This window comes from Pseudomonas lalkuanensis, from assembly GCF_008807375.1.
Classification (GTDB): domain Bacteria; phylum Pseudomonadota; class Gammaproteobacteria; order Pseudomonadales; family Pseudomonadaceae; genus Metapseudomonas; species Metapseudomonas lalkuanensis.
Genome location: NZ_CP043311.1, coordinates 2,253,759 through 2,262,848 on the forward strand (window position 1 = coordinate 2,253,759; position 9,090 = coordinate 2,262,848).

Annotated in this window: 17 protein-coding genes; 8 read left to right on the forward strand and 9 right to left on the reverse strand. The window is 61.5% G+C overall.

Features of this window, described 5'->3' with window-relative positions; genetic code table 11:
* Positions 1 to 2: 2 nt before the first annotated feature.
* The 4 genes from FXN65_RS10650 to FXN65_RS10660 all read right to left on the reverse strand — a co-directional run bounded on the left by FXN65_RS10650 (position 3) and on the right by FXN65_RS10660 (position 2,582).
* Complete coding sequence (locus FXN65_RS10650; protein WP_151133167.1) at positions 3 to 554, reverse strand: hypothetical protein; 552 nt, start codon at positions 552 to 554, stop codon at positions 3 to 5.
* Between the two features lie 57 nt (positions 555 to 611).
* Positions 612 to 764: a hypothetical protein gene (locus FXN65_RS27855; RefSeq protein WP_178119299.1), complete on the reverse strand. Its 153-nt coding sequence runs from the start codon at positions 762 to 764 to the stop codon at positions 612 to 614.
* 897 nt (positions 765 to 1,661) lie between these two features.
* Positions 1,662 to 1,931 carry a hypothetical protein gene (locus FXN65_RS10655; RefSeq protein WP_151133168.1) on the reverse strand — a complete coding sequence of 90 codons (270 nt, stop codon included), beginning with the start codon at positions 1,929 to 1,931 and terminating at the stop codon, positions 1,662 to 1,664.
* 402 nt (positions 1,932 to 2,333) lie between these two features.
* A complete protein-coding gene (locus tag FXN65_RS10660; RefSeq protein WP_151133169.1) occupies positions 2,334 to 2,582 on the reverse strand; it encodes a DUF1654 domain-containing protein in 249 nt (82 codons plus the stop codon).
* A 120-nt stretch (positions 2,583 to 2,702) separates the two neighbouring features.
* On the opposite strand from FXN65_RS10660, the gene FXN65_RS10665 reads away from it, so the two are divergent.
* Positions 2,703 to 2,945: a hypothetical protein gene (locus FXN65_RS10665; RefSeq protein ID WP_151133170.1), complete on the forward strand. Its 243-nt coding sequence runs from the start codon at positions 2,703 to 2,705 to the stop codon at positions 2,943 to 2,945.
* A gap of 52 nt (positions 2,946 to 2,997) precedes the next feature.
* On the opposite strand, the gene FXN65_RS10670 is transcribed toward FXN65_RS10665, so the two are convergent.
* The 4 genes from FXN65_RS10670 to FXN65_RS10685 all read right to left on the reverse strand — a co-directional run bounded on the left by FXN65_RS10670 (position 2,998) and on the right by FXN65_RS10685 (position 4,939).
* Positions 2,998 to 3,390: a hypothetical protein gene (locus FXN65_RS10670; RefSeq protein WP_151133171.1), complete on the reverse strand. Its 393-nt coding sequence runs from the start codon at positions 3,388 to 3,390 to the stop codon at positions 2,998 to 3,000.
* Complete coding sequence (locus FXN65_RS10675; RefSeq protein ID WP_151133172.1) at positions 3,375 to 3,554, reverse strand: hypothetical protein; 180 nt, start codon at positions 3,552 to 3,554, stop codon at positions 3,375 to 3,377. The genes FXN65_RS10670 and FXN65_RS10675 overlap by 16 nt, the downstream gene beginning before the upstream one ends.
* A gap of 206 nt (positions 3,555 to 3,760) precedes the next feature.
* Positions 3,761 to 4,258 (reverse strand): YecR family lipoprotein, encoded by a 498-nt coding sequence (yecR, locus tag FXN65_RS10680; protein WP_244620719.1) that lies wholly within the window; start codon positions 4,256 to 4,258, stop codon positions 3,761 to 3,763.
* Between the two features lie 27 nt (positions 4,259 to 4,285).
* Positions 4,286 to 4,939, reverse strand: a complete 654-nt coding sequence (locus tag FXN65_RS10685) for a LexA family protein (protein ID WP_151133173.1) — start codon at positions 4,937 to 4,939, stop codon at positions 4,286 to 4,288.
* A gap of 108 nt (positions 4,940 to 5,047) precedes the next feature.
* On the opposite strand from FXN65_RS10685, the gene FXN65_RS10690 reads away from it, so the two are divergent.
* Entirely contained in the window at positions 5,048 to 5,245 is a 198-nt protein-coding gene (locus FXN65_RS10690; RefSeq protein WP_151133174.1) for a Cro/CI family transcriptional regulator, read from the forward strand.
* Positions 5,242 to 5,406: a hypothetical protein gene (locus FXN65_RS27860; RefSeq protein WP_178119300.1), complete on the forward strand. Its 165-nt coding sequence runs from the start codon at positions 5,242 to 5,244 to the stop codon at positions 5,404 to 5,406. Before FXN65_RS10690 ends, FXN65_RS27860 begins: the two co-directional genes overlap by 4 nt.
* Here FXN65_RS27860 and FXN65_RS10695 read toward each other — a convergent pair.
* Positions 5,382 to 5,600, reverse strand: coding sequence for a hypothetical protein (locus tag FXN65_RS10695; RefSeq protein WP_151133175.1), 219 nt, complete (start codon positions 5,598 to 5,600; stop codon positions 5,382 to 5,384). The two genes, FXN65_RS27860 and FXN65_RS10695, sit on opposite strands and share 25 nt — an antisense overlap.
* 74 nt (positions 5,601 to 5,674) lie before the next feature.
* On the opposite strand from FXN65_RS10695, the gene FXN65_RS10700 reads away from it, so the two are divergent.
* The 5 genes from FXN65_RS10700 to FXN65_RS10720 are packed head-to-tail and all read left to right on the forward strand — an operon-like array spanning position 5,675 to position 9,083.
* Entirely contained in the window at positions 5,675 to 6,286 is a 612-nt protein-coding gene (locus tag FXN65_RS10700; protein ID WP_151133176.1) for a hypothetical protein, read from the forward strand.
* 58 nt (positions 6,287 to 6,344) lie between these two features.
* Positions 6,345 to 7,085 (forward strand): phage antirepressor KilAC domain-containing protein, encoded by a 741-nt coding sequence (locus FXN65_RS10705; RefSeq protein WP_151133177.1) that lies wholly within the window; start codon positions 6,345 to 6,347, stop codon positions 7,083 to 7,085.
* Positions 7,082 to 7,912: a DnaT-like ssDNA-binding domain-containing protein gene (locus FXN65_RS10710; protein WP_151133178.1), complete on the forward strand. Its 831-nt coding sequence runs from the start codon at positions 7,082 to 7,084 to the stop codon at positions 7,910 to 7,912. The genes FXN65_RS10705 and FXN65_RS10710 overlap by 4 nt, the downstream gene beginning before the upstream one ends.
* Positions 7,909 to 8,586, forward strand: coding sequence for a replication protein P (locus FXN65_RS10715; protein WP_244620720.1), 678 nt, complete (start codon positions 7,909 to 7,911; stop codon positions 8,584 to 8,586). The genes FXN65_RS10710 and FXN65_RS10715 overlap by 4 nt, the downstream gene beginning before the upstream one ends.
* Positions 8,586 to 9,083 (forward strand): hypothetical protein, encoded by a 498-nt coding sequence (locus FXN65_RS10720; RefSeq protein WP_151133179.1) that lies wholly within the window; start codon positions 8,586 to 8,588, stop codon positions 9,081 to 9,083. Before FXN65_RS10715 ends, FXN65_RS10720 begins: the two co-directional genes overlap by 1 nt.
* Positions 9,084 to 9,090 lie beyond the last annotated feature (7 nt).

Consider the following 9,090-nt stretch of genomic DNA (forward strand, 5'->3'; position numbering starts at 1 on the left):
GGTCAGCTCTCCACGGCGGTGGGGAACTGCAGGCCATAGGCCTTACACACCCGGTTGAAGATCTTGTACCCCATGCCGGAGCGCATGCAGGCCTGGCGCTTGGTGAGGCCGATGGCGATGAAAGCCAGGAGCCGATCAGCGAGGACTCGGTCCCGCTCCATGGCGGCGAGCTGTGCGCCTGTGGGAGCGGGCTTGAAGGTGATCTGGAAGTCGCGACCGATGGTGTCGAGCATGCGGCGGCTGACGCCGAGGCGCGCGGCGATCTGGGAGATGTTCAGCGTCTTGGCCAACTCACGCACCTGCGGCGCCAGTTCCTTCCGCTTCGCTTCACGGCGGCCTTCCCGGTCCATGTACTCCTTCGGCGGGATGTTCCTCGCCTTCTTGGAGGCCTTCGGCGCCGGTTCAATCTCGCGGCGCAGGGGCATGGGTGCAGTTTCCGTTTCGCCCAGGTCATGGATGCGCCCGCCGGCGGCGAGGAACTGCTCGACCTGGAAGGCCAGCATGGCGCTGGTACGGCTGTTCGCCTCAACCGCGCTGAGTTCGTGGCTGATCATGGTGGTGGTCCTGAAGAAAAGGGGCCCCGAAGGGCCCAAGCGCTTTTGCGTGCTCGGTTACCGCGCGGCGGTGTAGGCGCCGACGGGTTGTTCTGCTGTCCACTCGCCGGCGAGGCCACTCGCGCCCATCCAGGCGGTGAAGGTGGCCAGTGCCAGCAGGTAGCCGGCGAAGATGGATTTGCGGAGTCGCTGCTGCCTACGGCTGGCCATGCTTCACCTCACGCAGCCGCTTACCTGCGGCCACCAGGTCGCCCTGGGTCTTGAAGCCAAGCTGCTGCAACTCTTCGATGGTGTAGCGACGTTCCTTGCTCATGGCGGGTCCTCGCGGGTGCGTGGATTGGGAAGGCCTGCATTCGGCTGGCAGCGATGCGCGGCCATGCGAATGGAGGCGGGGAGAAGGGCCTTTTTCGTCCATGCCCAGGGACCGATGTCGTCAGGCTGCTGAGTCCTAAACCGGGCGCCAACCGGACCGAATCCGCTCATCATCTGAGGCCCTGGCGTAGCGGGACGTGGATATCCGCGCAGGGCTGAGAGGTTTTCTGGCGGGGAAGCCGGCGCCCGAACGCGCAGCGACCCCAGTGGTACATCGCCAGCGCCAGGGCATCAGCCGAGGCGTATCGACGCCAGCGCCTGCAGTCAGATGAGCCGGTTCGGGCGACTCATAGCTCAGCACTGCGCCGATCAGGATGATCAGGAGCATGTGTTCTCCATGGGGAATAGGTGCCGGGCAACCCGGCAAAAAGGCCCCGCGTGCATAGGGGCATGAAAGTGGTGGAGCGGGGTTCCGGCTTACGTCTACCGGGCTGGCTTCACAGCCGTCTGCTTGGAACCGGCAACCATGGCAAAAATTGCCATAGTTCGAAGGGTGGGGATGGCCGGTGCTGAATCCGGCTCAAGGTGGCGCACCGTTTTTCATGGCAGCCGGTAACTCAATGCCGGCCTAGGAGGTCTGCCCACCTGGTTGTTTCCATTCGCCGCGCATCAGCCTGCGCATTCATCCCCATAAATCGTTGCCCCTGATCGCCCAGGCGGGGCGTTTCCTGCGTTGCATCCGGTTCGCTCCTGCTTGCCGGTGGCGCCCCGTGTCGTTACCGCGGGGTTACTTCGTCAGCGCTCGGCCGCCCATTTGTGCCGATACTCTCTGGTGGCGTGGCACCAGTAAGGCCAGAGCTGCATAGCCGCGACGATGTTCTCTTTCGAACCCTCCCAAGCATCCAGAAGAGTCTCGGCCTGCTCGCGGAAGGGTTTCGCCACCTCGCGGCGGACGATCTGGAACCGCTCAGCCTCGCCGCGGCTGACGTTGAACATGGGGCGAGCCATTTCGAGAACCATGTCCTCGGCGATCTCTTGCGGGCTGCGTCCGTAGGTTGCGGTCATGTCGCCTCCTGGGTGGTTTCCTCGGTTGGTGTGCATCCCAATGCGCCCTGTCGCCAAGGCGCATCAGTGATGCATTGCTCGTGATCCGCGACTGGCTGATCACGCTTCTCCGCTGCTGCTCCGGGTCATTCGCACGGTTCGGTATGGCCTCGTCTCTCCGTCAGCCCCTCAGTTGGCCTCTGGATCGAACGCCGGTCGCCGGTGCTGGGCAGCGGTGTGTTCGGTATTCGCTGGTTTGTTAAAGAGCGTTTGGGTTGCCCCAGGCCTCTCGGCCCTGTTCGTTGAAGAAAATTTAAGCAAGCTGAATTTATAGGTCAAGCATGCTGAAGAAATATTCTTTAGCTTGCTGAATTGATGGGCCATGAAAAAGCCCGCTCGAAGGCGGGCTTTAGGGGGAGATGGTTAGAGCTCGTTCTCGACGTACCAGGCGAGGTGAGCGCTTCCGTCTGGGCGCGGTGTGATGGTCACCACTTCAGCGTCCCGGATCTCCTCAATGAGGCGATCCCAGTCGCTCTGGGATTCGTGGGGCTCACGCCTGATGATCACCTGATGCTCAGCCTGGGCGAGCCTGGAGTGGACGGCTGCGTGGATGCGGCGGGTGAGGGCGGCGTAGGTTTTGGCGGATTGACGGTCAAGGGAATGCGCTTCCATGGGGTTCCTCCTTGTGCTGTATATCCATACAGTATTTGTGGAGGTTTCCCAATTCAAGGTTTCCCGGGCCTGGGGCGAAATCACCTGTAAACTTCACGCGCATATTCGATGGAGAATCCCATGTCCCTGAACCTTGCCAACATGCCCAAGGATGACCGCCAGGTCATCGAAGACGAGAAGGCCCGCCTGTTTGAGTTCTGGCAGCTGAACCTGGAGCGCGCGAAAGGGGAGGCCGGGAGGATCTGGCTGGAGAAGGACAGACGCAAAGGGAAGTGGCAGGACTGGGCCGCCGAGCAGATCGACGCCCTGAATCCACCGGAGTATCAGAGCATGGTGAAGCGCGAGCTGGCGCGGATGGGCTGAACCAGAAACGAAAAGCCCCGCACTTGGCTGGGCTTTTTGGGGGCATGGGTGCTTAGCGCTGCCTAAAGAGCATCTTGCGCTCAGGGATCTTGAATGGGTTGTGAGATCCGTAATCGACCAGCGCGATGTAGGTATCCGAGAATTTCTGGAAATGGACCAGGAAATCGGAGGTCTGATAGGTTCCGTAGGGATTCCTACTAGCAATCCAGCATGGGTAGCCGACGTGGGCGTGCCACAGCAATTGTTTGTTCGCCCACCAGATTTTGTGGATTCGATCCGGGTCTATTGCTGGGACGTTGTCCGTTCTCGCAACCTTGCCGATGAAATTCTTGAGCCCGAAATCCCGGAAATGGAAGACGAAGTCTTCTATGAGCGATTGTTCTAGCTCAGTCAGGCAATCGAATTTGTCGGTGAAATGCTCGCTGAATTCTATTTTGAACGGCATTTACGGGCGTTCTCGCGCATCCATTCACGGAACTCTTCGCGAGAAAGGCCCTCAGGCATGACAAAGCGCTCACCAGAGATGGCTTTCTCCATACGGCGCTGGTCGAAGTTCACTTCGTCATGCGAGACGTTGTGCTTCGGTGCTGAGAAATCAAGACCTTTCATAACGTTGGCCCTCGGTGGGCTCCGTAACTCATTAAAATCGCCGATCTATCGGCCTTACAACGTAGGACACCAAGCAGATCATGGCGTTCGACTTAACGAACATTCTGCTTGGTGTTGTGAGTGTATAGCTGGAGCGCACAGCCTGCGCAACGTGATGGCAGATATCCAGTACCGTCCGTCACCGCCGCAAACCGACTGACGCCACCTCACTGTCCCACAATCTCCCGATACCGCCGCTGGTACTCCTCGTAGCTCAGGCCGGTTTCGCGATTTAGCTGGTCGATCTGCTGCTGTTTCCACGTCTCCCGGGATAGGGAGCCAGGCGCGGCTGCTGGAGCCGAGTTGGGGGCTGGCGCATAGGTGCTGATTGCCGAGCCGCTATCACCACTACCAATGCACTGGAACTGGATCGTCACTTGTCCCGCGACACAGTTCCCCCAGCCGTCTATCTGGTGGCACTGCTGGCGCTTACCGCCGAACATTTCGGCATCCTGGTAGCCCCACACCCGGCATTTCGACTTCGCAATGGTCTTGGCTTGTTCGACGTTAACCACCGGCTTTTCGAACTGACGGAAGTCATAAGCCATGTCGACGGTGCCGTCTGCGCGGCTGCCTCCCATGGCGTAGAAGTCTTTTTTCGTGGCGCAGCCAGTGACTGCAACGGCCGCGGATAGCGCGAGTACTGCGAGAGGTATGGTGCGCAAGGCGACCTCCTTGTCGTTGTGGGTTCGTTATAGCTTCATCTTTGCTTCTTTCACCACCCCAATGATCCTGCAGTTCCCGTTGATAGGGATGATCGGGTAGGCGGGATTCAGGGGCTTCAGGTACATCTGGCCGGCATCGCTGACCAGCTTCTTGAAGGTGGCTTTCTCGTCGCCCTCCAACTTGGCCACCACCAGGTGCCCGGGCTGGGCCTCTATGCCGGTGTCGACCAGGATCAGATGGCCCTCCGGGATGCTTGGTGGAGTGGGGGAGGTCATCGAATCGCCTTCGACCTCCAGCCAGAAGGCCGGGCCCTTGGCCTTGTAGTCGGTCAGTTCGGCGCGATCTTCGGCGCCCGGCTCGTAGGGCTGGACGGCTTCGCCCCATCCGCCAGCAACAACGCTGCTGATCACGGCGTACCGGTAGTAGCGGGAAGGCTGAGCCGCCGGGCTGACGTTGGAGGCATCCTCGTCGCGCTCTGGGCCCTTTCCAATGGCAAGCCACTCGGCCCGATAACCAGTCGCCTCCGCGAGGGCGTAAAGATTCTCTGGCTTCATGCTTTTGCTTTCGCCAGAGATCCACTGAGTTACGGCCGAGGCCGCAACGCCACATTCGGCTGCGATCTCGCCTTTCTTCTTGCCGCTGGCCGCGATGGCTTTGGCGATTCGTTCGTGTCGTTCCATGAGCTCAGATTAAGTTAACTGAAATTAAGCATGCAGTAGTCGTGTTGGCTGTCTTGCTCTCAATGATTCAGCATGCTTAAATTCATGCATGCCCAAGAGGAGCACTCCATGCGCACTCAAGACGCCGCCGACTACTTCGGCAGCAAGAAGAAACTGGCCGAGGCGCTGCACATCCAGCCGAGCGCCGTGACTCAGTGGGGCGAAGAAGTCCCGTGGGTCCGCCAGTACCAGATCGAAGTCCTCAGCAATGGCGCTCTGAAGGCGGGTCCTCCCCCAAAGAGGACAGCCATGGAGGGCGCCCTGTGACTGTCGCTTGCCCCATCTGCGATCCCTCCACTCTCACCCGCGACCAGCAGATCGACCTGATCGAAGCGCAGCTGCTGGTGCTGCTCAGTGCGGTTCGCAAGCTGAGAGACGAGCCGATCGATGCCGAGAAGCCCGATCACGACGACAACCCCTCGAGCTGAACCTCGAAGGCTCGCATCACGGGGCCATCCCAGTCGGTGCTGATGATTTCCACGCGGGCCAGATCGGCCTGCTGCTGTAGATGAACCGCCACTGCCTTCCGCATTGCTGGAGTCAACGAGAAGAGCAGGGCGTTGAGTTGGGCCTGCAGGGCCAGGACTTGGCCTTGTAGCTGATGGATAGATGGCTGGCGCATGGGGTGACTCCTCCCGCTGGCCCCGACAGTAGGACCTCCTTCGATGGGGGCCAGAGTAGGACCAGGAGCGCAACGTGAACACGTCCAATCCAAGACGCACCAACACCCGTGATCAGGTCCTGCGCGCCTATGCCCAGGAACAGATCGCCCGCACGAGCCTGAGCCAGGACGACTTCGCCCAGGCCCTGAGCCGAACCCTTCACCAGAAGTGCCACGCCACGGCAGACGCCGAGCGTGTGCCGGACTTCGAGTCCGATCTGCTGCGCAATGACACCGGCGAGTTCATCAAGGCCGCTGGTCGCTGGCTGAAGCGTGTGCAGCGCCTGCTGAGCGGTGAACAGGAGATGCCGTGCTGGATGGAGGAGGCCTGGGTGGCTGCGCTTGAGCCGGAGTGGCGAGACCGCTGCGTCAATGAGCTCGCGTCCCGCTACGGCCTGACCGGTGCGCGCTCTCAGGATGGGGACTTCTGCCCGGCCACTTCATTCGGTCGCCTTGTGAAGCACATCGGCGGGGCGGTGGAGGCCTGCAGCGCCATTCTGGCCGACGGCCAAGTAGATGTGAATGACGCTGCTGAGTTGCCCGGGGCGATTCACGAACTGCGGTCGATGATCGCGCGTGCTCATGAGTTGGAGAGCCGCATGGTCCGTGAAGCCGAGAGTGCCGGCACAGTTCTGACCACGCATTAACAACAAAGCCCCGGCGGAGTGGGGACTCAGGACCGGGGCTTTGGACACAGGAGGCAGTATGCACATGCAGAGCACCACCATCAATCCCGCGCCACGTTTTCCGGTATCGCAAAACGTGGCGCGCACTCGTATGACTTCCCGTGAGATCGCCGAATTGGTCGAGAAGCGCCACGACAACGTGAAGCGCACCATCGAGGCACTGGTGGAGCGGGGTGTTATCGAATCTCCTCAAATTGAGGAAATTCCCACCTCGACGAAGCCGGCAGCGGTGTATGTCTTCGCTGGTGAGCGCGGCAAGCGCGACTCCATTGTCGTGGTCGCTCAGCTCTGCCCGGAATTCACTGCTCGTCTGGTGGATCGCTGGCAGGAACTGGAGGGGCTGATCTCCGCTCCTGCCATTCCGAAAACCCTGCCCGAGGCTCTGCGCCTGGCTGCCGATCTGGCAGAGCAGAACAACCAGCTTCGCGTCGCGGTGCAGGAGCAGGCCCCGAAGGTGGAAGCCCTGGACCGCATCGCCACCGCGCGCGGCACCCTGTGCTTGACGGACGCCGCCAAGCATCTGGGTGTGCAGCGCATCAAGCTGATCGAGTGGCTGCGCGCCAACCGCTGGATCTACCGGCGGGAGGGTTCCGCCCACTGGCTGGCCTATCAGCCGCGGATGGCCTCCGGCCTGCTGGAACACAAGGTGACCGTGATCGGCACCGACGAGATTGGTGATCAACGCTTGGCGTCCCAGGTGCGCGTCACTCCGAAGGGCTTGGCCAAGCTGGCCGAGAAGCTTGCGGAGGGTGCGCTGTGAAACGTCCATCCTTCCAGTTTTACCCGGCCGACTGGCGCAACAACGCCAAGCTCCGCCGCTGCTCCTGGGAAGCCCGGGGCGTATGGATTGAGGTCATGGGCCTCATGCACGACAGTGACAAGTACGGCGTCTTGCGTTGGTCCCTGAAGGAGATTGCCCAGGCCCTCGGCGCGCCGATGAAGGCTCTGAAAGAGTTGGTTGAAAAGGGCGTGCTGTATGGCGTCGAGAAGGGGGGCTGCGAGCCTCTGATCTACATCCCCATGAGTGGCCGTAAGCCAGGTCCTGCCGTGGAGTTGCTGTCGGCTGAGCAGGGGCCTATCTGGTTTTCCCCTCGCATGGTTCGCGATGAGTATGTCCGCACCCATCGCGGCACTTCTTCCCGCTTCGGTGCTGGTAGCGGTGATAACCCGGACCCATCACCAAAGGGGGGCTTAGGTGAAAGCAATGGTGAAGCACCAAAGCAGTCACCAATCGCCCGGCAAGGTGACGGCTCTACTTCTTCTCCTTCATCTTCATCTTCACCTTCGGTAGCTAACGCTACCTCGGTAGACGCCCGGCAGCGGTTCGAGATGTTCGAGGGCTGGCAGCCGGACGAGATGTCCCTGACCACTCAGCTCCGCGCCAGCGGCGTGCCATCTTCGGCAATCACCGAAGAACTGGTGGCTGAGTTCGCCGCGTACTGGCTGAACCGTTCGGTAGCGGACAACCAGGGGGGCTGGTGCCACCGTCTTGTCCAGCACGCCAAGCGGCAGGCTGTCCGCGCCGCTGCTGCGCCACGCGCCGCCAGCCCGACTGCCGACTGGGCGGCCGAGGAGGTGATCCTGTGAGTACTCCACTGCACGCCGGCGCCCTTGCCACCAACCTGGAGCACGTCCGCGACCATGCCCCGGTTGCCCAACACATTGCCCCGAAGGCGGTGAAGATCGATCCGAGTACCCGCGACGTGATCGACCAGCTGTTCGGTCGTCTCTGCGGCATCTTCCCGGCCTGGCGTCAGGCATGGCCAACCGAGGATGAGAAGAACAACGCCAAGCGCGAATGGATCGCCGAGTTCATGCGTTCCGGTATCCGCTCGATGGACCAGATCCAGATGGGCATTCGGATGTCCGCCAAGCATCGCAAGGAGTTTGTACCCCCGGTGGGCCAGTTCATCGCCTGGTGCTTCTCGCCCGAGGCATTCGGCCTCCCACCTCTGGAACGCGCCTATGCCCAGGCGGTGCGCAACACCCATCCGGCGCAGACGAACTTCGCCCGCTGGTCCCACCCTGCGATCTACCACGCGGCGGTAGCCGCCGGGTTCTACACGCTGCAGCGCCTTGAGCGATCCCTTGGCATGAAGCGTTTCGGGGAGAAGTACGAGGAACAGTGTCGTCGCCTGGGCCGCGGCGAAGAGTTGGCGCCGGTACCGGTTGCCGCCCTGCCTGAGCGCGCCGGCCCAAGCACTCCCGAAGTGGGCAATGCCGCCCTCGCCGCAATCCGCAACCGACTTGGAGTTCGCTGATGACGCCCGCCAAACACGAATGCCTGATGCAGGGGCAGTCCGGTATCGCGAAGAAGGTTTACGAGTGCGTGCCGATTGCCGAGTCCTGGAGCTCGTTCCAGGTGATGACTGCCATGCGAAACCTGACCGGCAGCACGCCGGACTCCCGAATCGTCTCGGGCTGCCTGTCCACGCTGGTCGACTCGGGCCTAGTCAAGAAGATCGGGCGCGACCAGTACCAGCGCATTCCCGTAGAGCAAAAACAAAAGTCTGAGGAGCCCAAGATGTCCGCACCTGCGAAGAAGCAACCCGAAGTGTCCGCAGCTCCTGCCCGCAAGGCCACGCCGCTGGAGATGCTCGGCGAACTGGCCGGCGAAATCGTGGGTATGGCTGAGCACATGAAACGCCTGGCCACTCGTGTCGAGGACGTAGCCCTGGCGGTTGAGCAGGAGCGCGAATCCAACTCCGAGAACCTGGAGAAGCTTCGCCAGCTCCAGGCCATCCTGAAGAGCCTGTGAGGTCAGT

Excerpts from the sequence above, each read along its gene's own strand:
- FXN65_RS27855 (WP_178119299.1), bottom strand. The coding sequence starts at position 764 with ATGGCCAGCCGTAGGCAGCAGCGACTCCGCAAATCCATCTTCGCCGGC.
- FXN65_RS10695 (WP_151133175.1), bottom strand. The coding sequence starts at position 5,600 with ATGCGCCAGCCATCTATCCATCAGCTACAAGGCCAAGTCCTGGCCCTG.
- FXN65_RS10650 (WP_151133167.1), bottom strand. The coding sequence starts at position 554 with ATGATCAGCCACGAACTCAGCGCGGTTGAGGCGAACAGCCGTACCAGC.
- FXN65_RS10655 (WP_151133168.1), bottom strand. The coding sequence starts at position 1,931 with ATGACCGCAACCTACGGACGCAGCCCGCAAGAGATCGCCGAGGACATG.
- FXN65_RS10720 (WP_151133179.1), top strand. The coding sequence starts at position 8,586 with ATGACGCCCGCCAAACACGAATGCCTGATGCAGGGGCAGTCCGGTATC.
- FXN65_RS10660 (WP_151133169.1), bottom strand. The coding sequence starts at position 2,582 with ATGGAAGCGCATTCCCTTGACCGTCAATCCGCCAAAACCTACGCCGCC.
- FXN65_RS10705 (WP_151133177.1), top strand. The coding sequence starts at position 6,345 with ATGCACATGCAGAGCACCACCATCAATCCCGCGCCACGTTTTCCGGTA.
- FXN65_RS10675 (WP_151133172.1), bottom strand. The coding sequence starts at position 3,554 with ATGAAAGGTCTTGATTTCTCAGCACCGAAGCACAACGTCTCGCATGAC.
- FXN65_RS10690 (WP_151133174.1), top strand. The coding sequence starts at position 5,048 with ATGCGCACTCAAGACGCCGCCGACTACTTCGGCAGCAAGAAGAAACTG.
- FXN65_RS10665 (WP_151133170.1), top strand. The coding sequence starts at position 2,703 with ATGTCCCTGAACCTTGCCAACATGCCCAAGGATGACCGCCAGGTCATC.
- FXN65_RS10685 (WP_151133173.1), bottom strand. The coding sequence starts at position 4,939 with ATGGAACGACACGAACGAATCGCCAAAGCCATCGCGGCCAGCGGCAAG.
- FXN65_RS10670 (WP_151133171.1), bottom strand. The coding sequence starts at position 3,390 with ATGCCGTTCAAAATAGAATTCAGCGAGCATTTCACCGACAAATTCGAT.